General features: G+C 54.9%; 18 protein-coding genes. 5 read left to right on the top strand and 13 right to left on the bottom strand.

Annotation, left to right across the window (positions count from 1 at the left end; all coding sequences use genetic code 11):
- Positions 1-91 precede the first annotated feature (91 nt).
- The gene (locus GGR95_RS13230; RefSeq protein WP_184566617.1) at positions 92-1501 is read right to left on the bottom strand and encodes a 1-acyl-sn-glycerol-3-phosphate acyltransferase; all 1410 of its coding nucleotides are present in this window, start codon (positions 1499-1501) and stop codon (positions 92-94) included.
- A 66-nt stretch (positions 1502-1567) separates the two neighbouring features.
- On the opposite strand from GGR95_RS13230, the gene GGR95_RS13225 reads away from it, so the two are divergent.
- The 4 genes from GGR95_RS13225 (at position 1568) to deoD (ending at position 5536) form a co-directional block, all read left to right on the top strand.
- Entirely contained in the window at positions 1568-2182 is a 615-nt protein-coding gene (locus GGR95_RS13225; RefSeq protein WP_184566615.1) for a GNAT family N-acetyltransferase, read from the top strand.
- A 71-nt stretch (positions 2183-2253) separates the two neighbouring features.
- Positions 2254-4224 (top strand): protein meaA, encoded by a 1971-nt coding sequence (locus GGR95_RS13220; protein WP_184566613.1) that lies wholly within the window; start codon positions 2254-2256, stop codon positions 4222-4224.
- Between the two features lie 82 nt (positions 4225-4306).
- Entirely contained in the window at positions 4307-4648 is a 342-nt protein-coding gene (locus GGR95_RS13215) for an H-NS histone family protein (protein WP_184566610.1), read from the top strand.
- Positions 4649-4825: 177 nt separating this feature from the next.
- Positions 4826-5536: a purine-nucleoside phosphorylase gene (gene deoD / locus GGR95_RS13210; RefSeq protein ID WP_184566608.1), complete on the top strand. Its 711-nt coding sequence runs from the start codon at positions 4826-4828 to the stop codon at positions 5534-5536.
- Positions 5537-5565: 29 nt separating this feature from the next.
- Here the strand turns inward: deoD and GGR95_RS13205 are convergent, their stop codons facing one another.
- From GGR95_RS13205 to GGR95_RS13150, 12 genes are all read right to left on the bottom strand, one after another.
- Entirely contained in the window at positions 5566-6408 is an 843-nt protein-coding gene (locus tag GGR95_RS13205; protein ID WP_184566606.1) for an urea carboxylase-associated family protein, read from the bottom strand.
- Positions 6405-8048: an FAD-binding dehydrogenase gene (locus GGR95_RS13200; RefSeq protein ID WP_184566604.1), complete on the bottom strand. Its 1644-nt coding sequence runs from the start codon at positions 8046-8048 to the stop codon at positions 6405-6407. The genes GGR95_RS13205 and GGR95_RS13200 overlap by 4 nt, the downstream gene beginning before the upstream one ends.
- Before the next feature lie 69 nt (positions 8049-8117).
- Entirely contained in the window at positions 8118-8333 is a 216-nt protein-coding gene (locus GGR95_RS13195) for a hypothetical protein (protein ID WP_184566602.1), read from the bottom strand.
- Positions 8333-9109 (bottom strand): DUF1963 domain-containing protein, encoded by a 777-nt coding sequence (locus GGR95_RS13190; protein ID WP_184566600.1) that lies wholly within the window; start codon positions 9107-9109, stop codon positions 8333-8335. Before GGR95_RS13190 ends, GGR95_RS13195 begins: the two co-directional genes overlap by 1 nt.
- 9 nt (positions 9110-9118) lie before the next feature.
- Entirely contained in the window at positions 9119-9898 is a 780-nt protein-coding gene (locus tag GGR95_RS13185; RefSeq protein WP_184566598.1) for a succinate dehydrogenase iron-sulfur subunit, read from the bottom strand.
- Positions 9899-9943: 45 nt separating this feature from the next.
- Entirely contained in the window at positions 9944-10267 is a 324-nt protein-coding gene (locus GGR95_RS13180; protein WP_184566596.1) for a hypothetical protein, read from the bottom strand.
- Complete coding sequence (locus GGR95_RS13175) at positions 10264-11160, bottom strand: hypothetical protein (protein WP_184566594.1); 897 nt, start codon at positions 11158-11160, stop codon at positions 10264-10266. The genes GGR95_RS13180 and GGR95_RS13175 overlap by 4 nt, the downstream gene beginning before the upstream one ends.
- 2 nt (positions 11161-11162) lie before the next feature.
- Positions 11163-12968: a succinate dehydrogenase flavoprotein subunit gene (sdhA, locus tag GGR95_RS13170; protein ID WP_184566592.1), complete on the bottom strand. Its 1806-nt coding sequence runs from the start codon at positions 12966-12968 to the stop codon at positions 11163-11165.
- Positions 12969-13107: 139 nt separating this feature from the next.
- Positions 13108-13479, bottom strand: a complete 372-nt coding sequence (gene sdhD, locus GGR95_RS13165) for a succinate dehydrogenase, hydrophobic membrane anchor protein (protein ID WP_184566590.1) — start codon at positions 13477-13479, stop codon at positions 13108-13110.
- 10 nt (positions 13480-13489) lie between these two features.
- Positions 13490-13873, bottom strand: a complete 384-nt coding sequence (sdhC, locus tag GGR95_RS13160) for a succinate dehydrogenase, cytochrome b556 subunit (protein ID WP_184566588.1) — start codon at positions 13871-13873, stop codon at positions 13490-13492.
- 243 nt (positions 13874-14116) lie between these two features.
- Positions 14117-15079 (bottom strand): malate dehydrogenase, encoded by a 963-nt coding sequence (mdh, locus tag GGR95_RS13155; RefSeq protein ID WP_184566586.1) that lies wholly within the window; start codon positions 15077-15079, stop codon positions 14117-14119.
- Between the two features lie 183 nt (positions 15080-15262).
- On the bottom strand, positions 15263-15820 hold the full coding sequence (locus GGR95_RS13150; RefSeq protein ID WP_184566584.1) for a PRC-barrel domain-containing protein: 558 nt from the start codon (positions 15818-15820) through the stop codon (positions 15263-15265).
- A 231-nt stretch (positions 15821-16051) separates the two neighbouring features.
- Here GGR95_RS13150 and GGR95_RS13145 point away from each other — a divergent pair, with 231 nt between their 5' ends.
- Positions 16052-16807, top strand: a complete 756-nt coding sequence (locus GGR95_RS13145; RefSeq protein ID WP_184566581.1) for a sulfite exporter TauE/SafE family protein — start codon at positions 16052-16054, stop codon at positions 16805-16807.
- Positions 16808-16926 lie beyond the last annotated feature (119 nt).

Genomic DNA, 16926 nt, shown 5'->3' with positions numbered 1-16926 from the left:
AGGGGTGCCGCAGTGCAGAATCGCGGCTCTTGACGAATGACTAAAGATGGTCGCGCAACATTGCAACCTCAAGGGCGTCATTTTGGTAACTTTATGACTTTGCAATCGCAGAATAATCACTCGCGCTCGCAGCATCATCCAATTCATGCGCCTCAGGAAGGTAATGCGCAATGGAATTTGCATAAAATTGTACGGCAACCTGCTGACCCTCAGAAACTGCCCACGCGCCGTCTTGCATCGCGATCAAACCATGCTGCTCCATATGGCGACATGCGCGCGCGACCTCATCCGTGATGTTTTGCGTGTCCACTGCGACACTCTGCTCTGGCACGCGTTCCAGTATCTGCGCGACTTCTGCTTCCAGCTCCATCACGTTCAGCGGGCCTTTTCGTCCCAAGGCCGTCGCCACCAATGGCACCCCCAAGACAGGCATCACCGCTTCAATTCTGCTCATCAATGTCTTGGAAAGCGCGTCAATATCCTCGGTTTTACCCAACGCTCGCAAGCTCACCGGATCACCAAACGCCACTGCGGCGGTGCCAAAGCGCGTGTCTTTGCCGCGCAATCTATTCCACAGTTTGCGCAAAATGAACGCAACCGCCACAGAAATGCGCGCGCCAAAGCGCCGATCCCCCCGCGCATGAGCAGCCATCAAAACGCGGTCCTCCAACACACGGTCATAGTTAATAGCAACTGGCACAAACACAATGTCGCGTGCGCCCTCGGGGTCAAACCCCTCTACCAGATAGCTAAGAAGTCCAACTTTGGGCGGCTGCAACGCACCTGTCAGGCTCAACCCCCCTTCGGGATAAAACGCCTGTGTATCGCCTCCGTTGGTTGCCATTTGCACATAGCGAGACAGGACCTTGCGATAAAGCGCGCCCCGCGCATGACGCCGAATGAAATACGCACCCCACAGTCGTATCAAAGAAGACAACGGCCACACCCGCGCCCATTCTCCGACTGCATAGCTGAGCGTGGAAGTCTTGGAGGCCAGATAAGTCACCAGCACATAATCCATATTGCTGCGGTGGTTCATAACAAACACAGGCGTTGCATCCTCGGGGATGGCGGCAATGATGACATCATTTTGCGATGCAGTGCGAATACGGTAGACCGCTTCGGCCAGCCATTTGGCCAACCGCATGGCGAAACTGAAATAGGCGAATGCCGAAAAGCTGGGCACAATGTCGCGGGCGTATTCATGAGCTTTTTGAAAGGCCACCGCTTCGGGAACCTTATTATGCTCAGCATATAAAGCGATCTCACGCGAGACCTCGGGATCATAAATCAACCGCTGAATCATATCGTGACGCCGCGCCAATTTAAACGGCTGGATTGGGCGTTTAAGCCGACTATTCAGCCGCGCAACTGCTTTTTCAAAACGGCGGCGAAAGAACCAGCGCACAGAAGGCAATAGAAAGTGGCTGAGCGCTGTCACCGCAGCGAACAGTACGATCAGGACAAAAAGCCAAAGAGGAAGCTGCACTGTTTGTGTCATGTGCCCTACACTTGCAGTCTGTAACACTTAGGACAATATCTAACTCATAGTTTTAAGGAGTGTCGGGTGTCAAAATTCAAAATATCCTCAGGTTTTACCGAACAAGAGCGCCCAGACATAGCACGCCTCTATTGGCAGGCTTTCTCTGCAAAGTTGGGGCGCCTATTGGGCCCTACCCCACGTGCGCTTGCCTTTTTTGAGCATATCATTTCACCCGACTTCGCACTGGTTGCGCGTAGCCCTGCGGGAAAAGTGATCGGCGTTGCCGGTTTCAAGACCGCCGAAGGCGCGTTGACGGGTGGTGGGCTGCGCGAGCTTTCACAGTATTACGGTTGGCTTGGTGCGTCATGGCGGGCGCCCTTTCTTCACCTTTTGGAGCGTGATTTGGCCGAAAACACTTTACTCATGGACGGGATCTGCGTGGATGCCGCGGCACGCGGTCTTGGGGTCGGCACCGCATTGTTAGACGCGATCAAAGCTCATGCACAATCGCGCAATCTTGCGCATGTCCGTCTCGACGTCATTGATATAAATCCACGAGCCCGTGCCTTGTATCTGCGCGAAGGATTTATTGCAGCCGCCCCGCAACATGTCGGCCCCCTCCGATGGCTATTCGGTTTTTCGACATCAACCCCGATGACGTGGACAGTTGATCACACATGCCGCATTGCGGCGAATTGACACTTGCCGAAAGTTGCCTATACCCTCCAACTAACGCAAGATTATTGCCAACCCGATTCAAAGAGGCCGCCATGACCGAAGTTCCGCAAAAAGACCGCCCTTGGTTGATCCGCACCTATGCGGGCCACTCGACGGCAGAGGCCTCAAACGAGTTATACCGCGGCAATCTTGCCAAAGGCCAAACAGGTCTATCGGTTGCTTTCGATCTGCCCACGCAAACAGGCTATGACAGCGATCACATCCTGTCGCGCGGCGAAGTCGGCAAGGTTGGCGTGCCTGTCGGCCACTTGGGCGACATGCGTGCCCTGTTCAAAGACATCCCACTGGAGCAAATGAACACCTCCATGACGATCAACGCAACAGCGCCTTGGCTGTTGTCGCTTTATATTGCTGTGGCCGAGGAACAAGGCGCCGATGTATCGAAACTGCAAGGCACCGTACAAAACGACTTGATCAAGGAATATCTGTCGCGCGGCACCTATATCTGCCCACCTGCGCCCTCGCTCAAGATGATCGCGGATGTGGCCGAGTACTGCTATACATCGGTCCCCAAATGGAACCCGATGAACGTTTGTTCCTACCATTTGCAAGAAGCAGGCGCGACGCCGGAACAAGAACTGTCATTTGCTCTGGCCACCGCCACCGCTGTATTAGACCAATTGCGCCCCCGCGTTGCAGAAGAAGACTTCCCGGCACTGGTGGGCCGTATTTCGTTCTTCGTAAACGCCGGTATTCGTTTCGTGACCGAGATGTGCAAAATGCGCGCCTTTGTCGATTTGTGGGACGAGATTTGCGAAACACGTTACGGCGTCACTGATCCGAAATACCGCCGCTTTCGCTATGGCGTTCAGGTCAATTCGCTGGGCCTGACCGAACAGCAGCCCGAAAATAACGTCTACCGCATTCTCATTGAAATGCTCGCCGTTACTCTGAGCAAAAAGGCCCGTGCACGTGCGGTGCAATTGCCTGCATGGAACGAAGCCTTGGGCCTGCCACGCCCGTGGGACCAGCAATGGTCAATGCGGATGCAACAAATCATGGCCTATGAAACCGATCTATTGGAATTTGATGATCTATTTGATGGCAACCCTGCAGTGGACGCCAAAGTAGAAGCACTGAAAGAAGGCGCACGCGCCGAATTGGCGCATATTGATAGTATGGGCGGCGCAATTGAAGGCATCGACTATATGAAGTCGCGCCTTGTCGACAGCAATGCCGACCGCCTTGGACGCATTGAAGCTGGCGAAACCATCGTTGTTGGCGTGAACAAATGGCAAAAAGGTGAACCTTCACCGCTGATGACAGGCGATGGTGGCATCATGGTTGTGGACCCCGCAGCCGAGGCCGAACAAATCGAACGTCTGAATGCATGGCGTGATCAACGCAACGAAGGCGAGGTCCAAGCCGCCCTGAAAGACCTACGTGCCGCCGCACAAGCAGGCCGCAATATCATGCCTGCGTCTATTGTTGCAGCCAAAGCGGGTGTGACCACAGGCGAATGGGCCGAACAAATGCGCGCCGTTCATGGCGAATACCGTGGCCCTACCGGCGTTGGCAAAGGCCGTTCCAATAAAACCGAAGGTCTGGATGATCTGCGCATGGCTGTGGACGCTGTCAGTGACCGTCTGGGCCGCCGCCTGAAATTCCTTGTCGGTAAACCCGGCCTTGATGGCCACTCTAACGGGGCAGAACAAATCGCCGTTCGCGCCCGCGATTGCGGTATGGATATCGCCTATGAGGGCATCCGCCTGACCCCAACAGAAATTGTTACCGCCGCATTAGAGGACCAAGCCCATGTTGTCGGGCTGTCTATTCTTTCCGGCTCGCATATTCCTCTGGTTGAAGACTTAATGGCGCAAATGCGTGACGCAGGTCTTGGTCATATTCCAGTTATTGTCGGCGGTATTATTCCCGACGAAGATGCGAAACGTCTTTTGAAAATGGGTGTGTCGCGGGTCTATACCCCAAAAGATTTCGAGCTGAATACAATTATGGCAGATATCGTTACTTTGGTTGAACCTGCGCCAATTTCTGCCGAATAATTCCCGTCTAAATACAATTAGTAGTGGAAAATTTAAAAACATGGACTAAGTGAACCTAAGATTATGAAGGAATACTTAGTCCATGAACCACGACCTCAAAGCGCTCGGCCGCAAAGAGCTTGAAAAACTACTCGCTGATGTCAAAAAAGCGCTGCTATCGGCACAAGCCCGAGACAGACGCGACGCACGCAAGGCCGCCGAACGTGCAGCAGCCGAATTTGGCTTTTCTCTCAATGAGTTAAATAGCGAAGAACCCACCAAGGTTAAAAAGGTAAAGGCCCCTAAAAAGCCCGCGAAACCTTCAAAACCAAAATATGCTGACCCCTCAGATCCAAGCAAAACATGGACAGGGAAAGGCCGCCAACCCAATTGGTACCGCGAATCAATTGCAAATGGAATTGATCCAGCGACACTGGAAATCTGATTTTACTGACCCTAGTGCGAGAGGAACCAAGCCTTTTGGCCACCTCTCGCACTAGGGTAACCTAGATGTGATCGACACGCATGGGTTGCAGATGAACTAGAGTCCAGTCACCAACTGGCCCTTGCTCCTGCGGCGCAGGCTGGGCATCTTGTGATAAACCCAATTGGAGATTCACAGATGACCATTCACATCGGCGCGGCCCCTGACCAAATTGCACAAACCGTTTTGATGCCCGGCGATCCATATCGCGCCAAATGGGCCGCAGAAACGTTTCTCGATAACGCAGTGCTGGTCAATGAAGTCCGCGGCATGTTGGGCTTTACAGGCACATGGCGTGGGCACCGCGTGACGATACAAGGGTCGGGCATGGGCATGCCGTCCCTGTCCATTTACGCCAATGAGCTGATTACAAATTACGATGCCCAAACCCTGATCCGTATTGGATCGTGTGGTGGCATGCAGCCACATGTCGGTATTCGTGACGTAATCGTAGCGATGACAGCCAGCACAATCACCTCACCTTCCTCTGGCATTTTGCGCGAGATGAATTACGCACCCTGCGCAGATTGGGGACTTTTGCGAGCGGCTGTTGCCGCTGCCGAAGCAAAAGGGACCAAAACCCATGTCGGCGGCATCTATTCATCCGATGTTTTCTACGCCGAACGTCCCGATCTGGATGAACAGATGGTGCGCCACGGTATTCTGGCAGTAGAAATGGAAGCAGCCGAGCTGTATACACTCGCCGCCCGCCATGGCCGCCGTGCGCTGGCAGTCTTGACGGTGTCTGACCACCTGCAAACTGGCGAAGCGCTGCCAGCAGAAGAACGCGAGCGGTCTTTTGGCGAGATGGTTGAAATCGCACTCGAAGCAGCCTTTAGCGAGGCATAAGGCCGCTCGGCTTAGCTCAAAAAATTGGATCAGTCGCCGTGTTGGCGGCTGTATCCATTTGGCTGCGGTGGGGTCCATTTTGCTAGCGTATCTGGGGCTGGTTTAAAGATTTCTACCAACAGCGGGTGACATTTTGCATGATCCGAAGAATGGACTGTACTGCAATCACCACCGGGACAGGCGCTCAGCGCACCGAGCAGGTCAATTTCAGCAAAGAATTCCAGCGTGTCGCCCACGCGGACAGGGCTGGCCTTCATAAAATACTGCCCCGTATCACGGGTGAAACCAGTACACATAAAGACATTTAGAACATCATGGATGTGCGTCTCAGCCTCTATGCGAGGAATGTTCAGATGTTCGGCCAATGCGCGTGTGAGGTTAGAATGGCAGCAATAATGATACTGCCCTCCTGACAGCAGGTTGTGAGTATAGGGGTCGCAGCGGGTGCCAATCACATCATGCACTGAACCGCCAAATTCGTCTTTGCCGTACCATTCAAGGCTATCATAGGTCAGGGTCGCCATCGGGCGCAGCGCGGGGAAACTGGACCACATCCGCTGGCCACGTGTGATATGGGTGCCGTGCAGCGCACGGGTTTTGCCAGAATAGAACCGCTCTGACAGGTCGATGGCGTTCCATAAATTCAGGTCACCGACCTGTGATCCCTCAACACTGGTGATGCGAAAGAAATGGCCAGCGGGGACAGTGAATGTGGCCGCATCGCGTGGCGGCACAATGACCTCACCCGTTTTGATAAGCGTCGCGCGTGCGGCGTCCAGCATGGGCATATCGGGCGCAGGCAAAGTTTCAACCGGATAGCAAATAACAGGGGCAATAGCGCGGCGCGCAGCGGCGCCTGACGGGGCGCTCATGCGTTTTGTCCTGCGATACGGCCCGAGAACAGACAACCACCAAGGAACGTCCCCTCCAGCGCGTTATATCCGTGATAGCCACCACCCCCAAAGCCGCTGGCCTCGCCCGCAGCATAGGCCCCTTGCAGAACCTCACCTGAAGGTGTCAGCACGCGCCCTTGGATATCTGTGTGTAAGCCGCCCAATGATTTGCGCGTAATCACATTCAGGCGCACCGCGATAAGCGGGCCGTTGGACGGGTCCAGAATTTCATGAGGTTTTGCGGTACGGATAAGCTTGTCTCCCTTGTAGTTACGTGCGCCATGTATTGCCGTGATTTGTGCATCCTTACAGAATCTATTGTTCAATTGCAGGTCACGTGCGCGGATTTGACTGCGGATGTGGTCTAATTTCACTGGTGCGTCTGGAGTAAGCGCATTCATACGTCCCACCAGTGTTTCCAGATCATCAGCCACGATGAAATCCGCACCTTTCTCCTTAAATGCCTCAACCGCAGGCGTGGCGCCTTTGCCCAGACGTGCGCTCAACACCTCGCGCCAGCCGCCATTGGTCAGATCTTCGTTTTGCTCAGACCCTGAGAGCGCAAATTCCTTTTCGATGATTTTTTGCGTCAGGATAAACCAGCTATGTTCACCCGCACTCAGGATACGTTTCAACGTGCCAAGCGTATCAAACCCGGGCAAGAACGGCGCCTCCATACGATCACCTTTGGCGTCGAACCACAGTGAGGACGGGCCAGGTAAGATGCGGATGCCGTGATTGGGCCAGATCGGGTCCCAGTTTTGCAAACCTTCGCAATAATGCCACATGCGGTCGCCATTGATCAGCCCTGCGCCCGCTTTGGCGGCGATGCCATGCATGCGGCCATCCACATAGTCGGGCACACCTGCCACCATCACTTTGGGCGCTTTGCCCAACCTCTCGGGCCAGTATTTGCGTACCATCGTGTGATTGCCACCAATACCGCCCGATGTGGTGATCACGGCTTCGGCGCGATATTCAAAACCGCTGCTCACTTTGCGTGAACTCGAAACCCCACGTGGGGCGGTAGTGGCTTCCAGCACGTCACCACTGACCCCTTTGACCACACCGTTTTCTACAATCAGGTTATTTACGCGGTGGCGAAAGCCCAGCTTTAACCGCCCCTCAGCCGCGTATTTCACCATTAGATCGGCAAAGGGTTTAACCACGCCAGTGCCCGTCCCCCAAGTGATGTGAAACCGCGGCACCGTATTGCCATGCCCGCCCGCCAGCGCACCGCCGCGCTCGGCCCAGCCCACAACGGGAAACCAGCGCATGCCGAGCCCATGCAGCCAACTGCGCATATCGCCCGCCGCGAATTCGACAAATTTTTCGGCCCATTTGCGCGGGTTCGCATCCTCATCGCGGTCAAATTGCGCCGAACCCTGCCAATCGCTCCACGCGAGTTCGGCACTGTCCTTGATCCCCAGACGCCGCTGTTCAGGGCTATCAACCAGAAACAACCCCCCCAGTGACCAGAACGCCTGACCGCCAAGGCTCTGTGGGCCTTCTTGGTCCAGCAGCAGCACGCGGCGGCCCCGCAGGATCGCCTCATGGGCTGCCGTCATCCCCGCAAGCCCTGCCCCGATGATGATAACTTCTGGTGAAAACTCGCCCATTGCCCGCTCCCTGACATTACAGTTTCAGGCTACGGCGGCAGGGCTGCCCTGTCGAGGGTGACGCAAGGTTTACAGACCTTTTCCGCCAACACCTTTCTTGCAGGTTTCAGGCGGCCCATTTGTGGCGGTATAGGCTTCGGCACCGCAACTCACACAGTGATACATGCGCAAACTGCCTTTGTCGCGGCTGCTATCGGCGCGCCAACGGCATTCGCGCACTGCACGGCCACGCCACGTAAAATACACCACAACGGCGAATATCAGCGGGAGGAGAAGGATCACCATCAGGTAAACTGCACATCAATGGCCCACAAATGCGGACGTTGTCGCGAACGGGCAATAAAGGCGACGCCATCGCCCCAGCCGTGCCAACCCGCGTTTGGTTCGTTTTCAATCTGCATGACAAAATCCCATGTATCGCGCGACTTTTGATAGTCCCACCACGGCTCGGATTGTGCGGTGAGGGGCCATCCGCCCAGTTTGGTTTGCTGTACTGACTTGCACCACTCATAGCCGTAGACATCATTCTCAGTGGTGTCCACAACCTGCCCAGCAACGTCATGGTTTGCATAATCGGCGGTGATATCCGCCCATTCACCCAAACGTGGCGACAGAGTGCTGCCATGTGCAGGCTGCTTTGGAATCGTCAAAAGATCCAACGTGGTATAGCTGCGCAGCGCCCATGTCGCATTCGGATCAGGTTTGGCTGTATTGATGATCTGCGTCGGCGCCATTGCATGTTGAGGCGAGATAAAGACCGTCAGCAGCGCGAGGTCGCTCAGGGATTGCGGCAGTATCGGCGCTTGGGTCAGGTTGATCTGGCACAGAGGCCAGAGTGGCGTGCCTTCATATTCGGGCCATACCTCATCCTTGCGCGACAAACGGATTGCGCCGAACATGGATGTAAAAGGATCAATTGTGGCAGGCCGATCAAACACAATCGGCGCGCAGGGGCGCTCCAGCGCTTGTCGCAACGCTTGTTCGGGCAACGGCCCTCGTGGAATGGGCGGCGCACCGGATAACCGCGCGCCGCCCATCATATTTTTTAGCCAACCAAACATCGGGCTGACTTAGACAGTCCGCTCAACCATCAGCTTTTTGATCTGGCTGATCGCCAGCGCAGGGTTCAGGCCCTTGGGGCATGTTTTTGCGCAGTTCATGATGGTGTGGCAGCGGTACAGTTTAAACGGATCTTCCAACTCATCCAGACGCTCGCCTGTGCCTTCATCGCGGCTGTCGATGATCCAGCGGTAAGCGTGCAACAATGCTGCGGGTCCGAGGTAGCGATCGCCGTTCCACCAGTAGCTGGGGCAAGATGTGGAGCAACAGGCACACATGATGCACTCATAAAGACCATCCAGTTTAGAACGGTCATCCACCGATTGCTTCCACTCTTTCACTGGCGCAGGTGTCTCTGTCTCAAGCCATGGCTTGATAGAGGCGTGCTGGGCATAAAAATGCGTCAGGTCAGGGATCAAATCTTTGATCACCGGCATGTGCGGCAGCGGATAGATCTTCACCACACCTTTGACTTCGGCCATGCCATAAGTACAGGCCAGCGTGTTGATACCGTCGATGTTCATTGCGCAAGAACCGCAGATGCCTTCGCGGCACGAACGGCGGAAGGTCAACGTGGGGTCGATCTCGTTTTTGATCTTGATGATCGCGTCCAAAATCATCGGGCCGCAATCGTCCAGATCAACGAAATATGTATCCACCGAAGGGTTTTTGCCATCATCAGGGTTCCAGCGATAGATGTGGAATTCCTTGAGATTTTTCGCGTTCGCAGGCTTGGGCCATGTTTTGCCGCTGGTCATACGGGAGTTCTTGGGGAGCGTCAGTTGTACCATGATGCAGTTCCTTTGTGTGAGACGGCGCAACGCGCCATGGAATATCTAGAAAAGTTGGGTCGCGCCTGATTTCAGGCAGGTCTGGGTCGCAGGACGCGAAAGCACGTTGCGGACGACAGCAACAGTGTCATCGTCGATACCCACAATGGAGGCTTTGGCCAATTCGCGAACTTCAACCGCTTGGGCGTTATCCACCACACAGCCCGTAAAGGTCTGGATCAGCGGCTTTGGCACCTGCGGAAAGTGGATCGCGATGATTTCGGTCACGGCGGAAGTCGCCGCTTTGCGGCCAGTACTATCCGCTGCGTTTTGCACTTCAGTGCAAGCCGTCAGCGCCAGAACGCCGGTCAATAGAAGTGCTCGGATCATGTGGAAGCCTCTCTTGGCGGTAGTTTGATGTGCAATTTCGCCGTCTCAGCCAACGTGGCCAGACGCTCTGCATCTTGTTCGAAATGTGTGAGGATACGTTCCATGAATGCCAGATCATGGGCCGCAGTCCATAGCAAGAATTGATATTCTGGATCATCCGCCATGGCGGTATCACGAGAAACGGAATCTAGCTGATCAACCTCGGTTACTTTGCTCTGAAACGAAGACCCGCCGCCATATCGTTGCATCTTGCCACGGCTCAGGTCACGTTGCGGCAAACCCAATTGCTGCAAGATGCCACCGCGATACACCTCGGATGTCATCCAATCGTCATAACAAATCGCAATCGCGCCTTTGGCTTTCGCCACACGGTCCAGCCCTTGTTTATAGGTGTCCAAAGCAACAGACAAAATGCGCACACGGTCAGTCGCACCATACCCTTCGTTGCGTTTCAGCTTGGCCACCATCGAGGCAGACCAGTTTAGAAAACTGCGATAGATGATCACCTGATGGTTGAAATCTGCGGCACTCATGTCTGCACTGGCTTTTTGCGGCTGGCCATCGGGCTGCGGCATACGGTCTTCGTAAGATACAATCGCCATAGGCGTGCCGCCTGCTTGCGCAACCCGCTCGCCCGTTGTCATGCTCTGGTGCGGCAACACCGCATAATCGGTACCATAAACATCCATCGAGCCAAAGGCACGCTGGGGGTTCTTGCCAAACTTGCAGTTGTTGAAAAACACGCCACCTGTCGCGGCCTCGGGCGCGTTGCGCATTAGCCAGTCAATGATCGCGTGGTTGCCCGAGCGGCGCATACCAAACACCTGAAGCGCACAGACAGGGGTAAACCCCATCTGCTGCCAGTTGCTCAGACTCTGCACCGCTACAGTCATGCTTAGTAAACCCGTGCCTTTGGCGCGATTTTCTTCATATCAATCCCACCTTCATCCAGCTTGGTTAGCGGATCAAGATGCACAGGACGGAAATCAAGAGCAGCCTTATCACCGTCAAAACGGATCAAGCTGTGCTTGCGCCAGTTCACATCGTCACGATCAGGATAATCCTCATGGGCGTGCGCGCCACGGCTTTCCTTACGAGCTGCCGCAGCGGTAATGGTGGCCACCGCGTTTGGCATCAGGTTAGTCAGCTCCAGCGTTTCCATCAAGTCCGAGTTCCAGACAAGCGACGTATCGGTGACTTTAAGATCAGCGATTTTCGCAGAAACTGCCTTCATCTTCTCTTCGCCTTCGGCCAGTGTTTTATCCGTACGGAAAACAGCAGCGTCAGCTTGCATGGTTTGTTGCATCTCTAGGCGCAGCTCGGCAGTGGTTGTCTGGCCTTTAGCATACCGCAGCGCGTCAAACCGGGCGAAAGCCGCATCAACGGATTTCTGGTTTGGCGTTGGCACGGCAGTTTTCGGGTCCACGATTTCGGCTGCGCGAATGGCAGCAGCACGGCCAAACACAACAAGGTCAATCAAAGAGTTCGAGCCAAGGCGGTTTGCGCCGTGTACAGACGCACAGCCCGCTTCACCCACAGCCATAAGGCCCGGCGAAACCGCATCGGGTTTGTCAGCAGTTGGTGCCAGCACCTCACCCCAATAGTTGGTTGGAATACCGCCCATGTTGTAATGCACCGTTGGAATAACGGGGATTGGTTCTTTGGTCAGGTCAACACCCGCAAAGATACGTGCGGATTCAGAGATACCCGGCAGGCGCAGGTCCAGCGTTTCTGGCGGCAGGTGGTTGAGGTGCAGGTGGATGTGATCCCCTTTATCGCCCACGCCGCGGCCTTCGCGGATTTCCATTGTCATACAGCGCGACACAACATCACGAGACGCAAGGTCTTTATAGGTCGGCGCATAACGCTCCATGAAACGCTCGCCTTCAGAGTTGGTCAGATAACCACCTTCACCGCGTGCACCTTCGGTGATCAGACAGCCTGCACCGTAGATGCCCGTGGGGTGGAACTGAACAAATTCCATATCCTGCAACGCAAGACCTGCACGTGCCGCCATACCGCCGCCATCACCTGTACAGGTGTGGGCAGATGTCGCGCTGAAATACGCACGGCCATAGCCGCCTGTCGCCAGCACAACCATTTTGGCGCTAAACAGGTGCATTGTGCCGTCATCCAGTTTCCAGCACAAAACACCTTGGCAGACGCCATCATCGGACATCACCAGATCAATGGCGAAATATTCGATGTAGAATTCTGCGTTATGCTTGAGCGATTGACCATAAAGCGTGTGCAAAATCGCGTGGCCCGTCCGGTCCGCCGCCGCACAGGTACGCTGCACGGGGGGGCCTTCACCGAATTCGGTTGTGTGGCCACCGAAGGGACGCTGATAGATTTTGCCTTCTTCGGTACGCGAGAATGGCACACCGTAATGCTCCAGCTCGTAAACCGCTTTGGGGGCTTCACGGGCGAGGTATTCCATCGCATCCGTATCGCCCAACCAGTCAGAGCCTTTTACAGTGTCATACATGTGCCACTGCCAGTTATCCGGACCCATGTTGGACAGGGATGCCGCAATGCCGCCCTGCGCCGCAACCGTGTGGGAACGTGTCGGGAAAACCTTGGTCACACAGGCTGTGCGCAGCCCCTGCTCCGCCATGCCCAATGTGGCGCGCAAACCCGCGCCCCCTGCTCCTACAACAACAACGTCATATTCGTGGGTCTCGTACTCATAAGCAGCCATATCGTGCCCTCTTCAAAGCTTGGGGTCTGTCCGTGTAATCGTACTGGACCCAGTCTATAGTCAGCGCCAAGCGCCTGAAAATCCGGTTTGTATTGGCTGGCAAGACCACGTCATCCTGCCATGCCGCTTGTTGCTGCGCTTACAGCGCCAGCTTGGCAATCGCAAAGATGCCAACCGCTGCTGCACCGTAGCTGATGCATGTCATCACAATCATCGACACTTTTTGCGCCATACCGTGCACATAATCCTCAATGAGGGTCTGCACGCCGCCGTTAAAATGTTTGAAGGTCACCGCGATGGTCAATACCGCCACAATCGCAGGGAACGGGCGAGAGTAATACGCAAGGATTTCTTCGTAAGTGCCACCCAATGCGGACCCGAAAGTAAACACAAACAACGGGATCAACACCAACAACGCAACCGAACTGATGGTCATGGACCAGTGATGCGCAGCGCCAGATTTAGCCGAGCCGAGGCCCGTTGCGCGTTTGCGGTCTGTCAAATAGGACATAATGCTCTCCTTACACCACGATGACTGTGATCAGTGTCAGCAGCACAGAGCCACCGATACAGGCCCAGCCCAGTTTTTCTGCTGTCGGGATATCCATCATTTTGGCGTTATCCCAGATCAGATGCCGGATACCCGCAAGCGAGTGATACCACAGGCCCAGTACCGAGAAGAACATGATCAGATCGCCAAACCAACTGGTCAGGAAACCGTTCACAATTGCGAAATACGCAGGGCCGCTGGCTGCTGCCAGAAACCACCACACAATCAGCAGGGACGAAATCAACATTGCATTGCCGGTAATCCGCGTCAAAATCGATGTTATCGAAGTTAGCTGCGGGCGATAGATGGACAAGTGCGGCGAGAGTGGGCGATTGCCCCGGTTCACATCAGCCATGTCAGGCTCCTTTGTGGCTACTTGAGAGTAGTTCTAACAAATTTTTCGGCGCTGTCACGTAGACAAGCAGGGATTCGCGCAGCTGTTTGCGCTAATTCGCCACAAAACTGCATCTAGATTACATTTTGTGATCACACAATTATACCTGTGATCACAAAAGGGCCAATTCGCTTATGTCAGTCAAAGACACTAAAAAAGGCGCACCCACGGGGGTACGCCTTTCAAAATCATTAAAGCTGCGACTTAGCTCAAGGAGCTGTCGATGCCTTTGCATGCGTCAACAAGGCCTTTGACCGCGTTAACAGAATTGTCGAACATTGCTTGCTCGTCTTTATCCATGGAGATCTCCACAACCTTCTCAACGCCGCCAGCGCCGATCACTGTTGGAACACCTACGTAGAAACCGTTCAAACCGTAAGCGCCATCAACATATGCCGCACAAGGCAACACGCGTTTTTGGTCTTTCAGATAGGCTTCTGCCATCTCGATTGCGGACGTCGCAGGCGCGTAGAACGCGGAACCAGTCTTCAACAGGCCAACAATTTCGGCACCGCCATCACGCGTACGCTGAACGATTGCGTCCAGTTTCTCTTGTGTGGTCCAGCCCATTTTCACCATGTCAGGCAAAGGAATGCCCGCAACAGTCGAATAACGTGTCAGCGGCACCATTGTGTCGCCGTGGCCGCCCAAAACAAACGCGGTAACGTCGCGCATGGAAACGTTGAATTCTTCCGCAAGGAAGTGACGGAAGCGTGCCGAATCAAGAACACCCGCCATGCCGCAGACTTTTTCATGTGGCAGGCCAGAGAATTCGCGCAAGGCCCAAACCATCGCGTCCAGCGGGTTTGTGATACAGATCACAAAGGCGTTTGGCGCATGCTTGGCAATGCCTTCGCCTACGGACTTCATTACTTTGAGGTTGATGCCCAGCAGGTCATCGCGGCTCATGCCTGGTTTACGTGCAACACCGGCAGTCACGATGCAAACGTCTGCGCCTGCGATATCGGCGTAATCCGACGTGCCAGACATGGCGGCGTCAAAACCCTCGGACGGGCCTGATTCTGCGATATCCAGTGCTTTACCCTGTGGCAGACCATCAGCGATGTCGAACATCACTACGTCGCCCAATTCTTTAACAGCTGCGAGGTGGGCAAGTGTGCCACCGATGTTACCCGCGCCGATCAGTGCAATCTTGGCTCTAGCCATTGTGCAGTACTCCATGAGGTTTGCGTTGGGGAGGGGATAAACCCATCAGCAGCAACGTGCAAGAAGGCTGACGCATTGCGCTCCCAAGACGCACAGAAGGCCACCCGCGCGGGTGGCCTTCTGCACTGTTTTGCGCGTGGACTGCCCAGCGTAAGTTTACGCAAACAGTCCAGCTATAGCGGCTTACAAGTCGTCGCGGGTGAACTCTGTCAGCTGCTCCAGTTCTTCCTTGGAAGTCTGAACCACGAGGAAGCGATCATTTGCGTCACCGTCTTGGGTGAGGACATTAATTGCCCCCATGTTGACCGCGACATCACGCTCACCAATGCCCAAGAAACCGCCGATACCGAGAATCACCGCCGAAACTTTGCCGTCTGCGGTTACAACGATATCGTTGATCTCGCCGATATCATCCCACTCCGTTTCGCCGCCCGCAGCAAGTGGCGCCGCCATGTCATAGTCGGCCTCAACATTGTACACACGCATGCCGATCAGGTCAGATGCATAAAAGTCCGTGATGGACGCCTCTGCTGCTGCAATGCCCATTTCATTGGCCATCGCGCTGTCTGGTGCTGTGGCCGATGCTGCGGGATCAGTTGCAACAGGATCGGTTGCTGTTGCAGGCGCTTCCATTGAGGAACCCGTCACCGGGTCCGCTACGGGCTTGGTTGCCTCGGCCTCGGCAAAGGCCGCGCCGGACATGGACAAAAGAACAGCTGTAGTGGTGAGAAGACGTGTCATAATGATACTCCTAAGATGTTGTTCCAGTTATTGATCTTCTGCCTAATCAACGTACCGGCCTGCATTCGGTTCCAATGCCCGATAAAATAATCTTACAAACGTCATCACAGGGAAGCGCAGCCCTACTTCCAGAAACATTGCCCCTTCGCCGAAATCATCGGTGTGCATGACCAACCCTTGCTATAAGCCTTCAACCAATCAGCCCTACGGCATACAACCCACAGGGCGACAATGCTCACACTAGATCTTTGGTTCTTCGCAATCGCTGGGCCGGCTGTGCTGTTTGCTGGCATATCCAAAGGCGGTTTCGGCTCTGGCGCGGCTTTTGCGGCGTCTTCCGTTCTGGCGATTGTGGTCGATCCGGGCTTTGCCTTGGGCGTCATGTTACCCATGCTGATGCTGATTGATGCGGTTTCGCTCAAATCTTACTGGGGGCGCTGGCACACACGCGAGGCGCTGCTGGTCATTGCCGGTGCGCTGCCGGGCATCGCGCTAGGAGCGGCGCTCTACCGTATTGCTTCGCCGGATTTGTTGCGTCTGTTGATTGGCACCGTATCCGTCGGGTTTGTCGTCTGGCAAATCAGTGCCAAACGCGGCTGGCTGCGTTTCGGGGCGCGGCACATGTCTGATGGCGCAGGCGTGGTTGCGGGCCTCGCCGTGGGGTTCACCAGTTTTGTCAGCCACGCAGGCGGCCCGCCTGCCGCAGTATTCCTTTTGTCCCGCAATCTAGGGAAAACGGGTTACCAAGCCACATCTGTCCTGATTTTCTGGGCCGTGAACCTCACCAAATTCATCCCTTATGCATTTCTAGGAATGTTTACGTTGCAAACCGCCAAGGCGAATCTAGTGCTCGCTCCCTTCGCCATCCTTGGCGCATGGCTGGGCGTTCGCGCGCATCGGATTGTGCCAGAACGCCTGTTTTTCGCCCTCACTTATGTATTTCTGACTTTAACAGGCCTAAAACTCATCTGGGACGGGCTCACCTGACCTCTTGGGATACTTAACGGCACCACAGGCGTTTTGAAGGCTGGCCACTTAATCGCAACATTGCACTATAGCCCTCCAACAAAACCAACACCCCACAAGGGCTGTGCTTGCGCGTCAAC

Origin of the sequence: Sulfitobacter undariae (genome assembly GCF_014196805.1) — a bacterium.
GTDB classification, from domain to species: Bacteria; Pseudomonadota; Alphaproteobacteria; order Rhodobacterales; family Rhodobacteraceae; genus Sulfitobacter; species Sulfitobacter undariae.
Note: the sequence above shows the minus strand (reverse complement) of the source record. Positions and strands in the feature narration are given on the sequence as shown.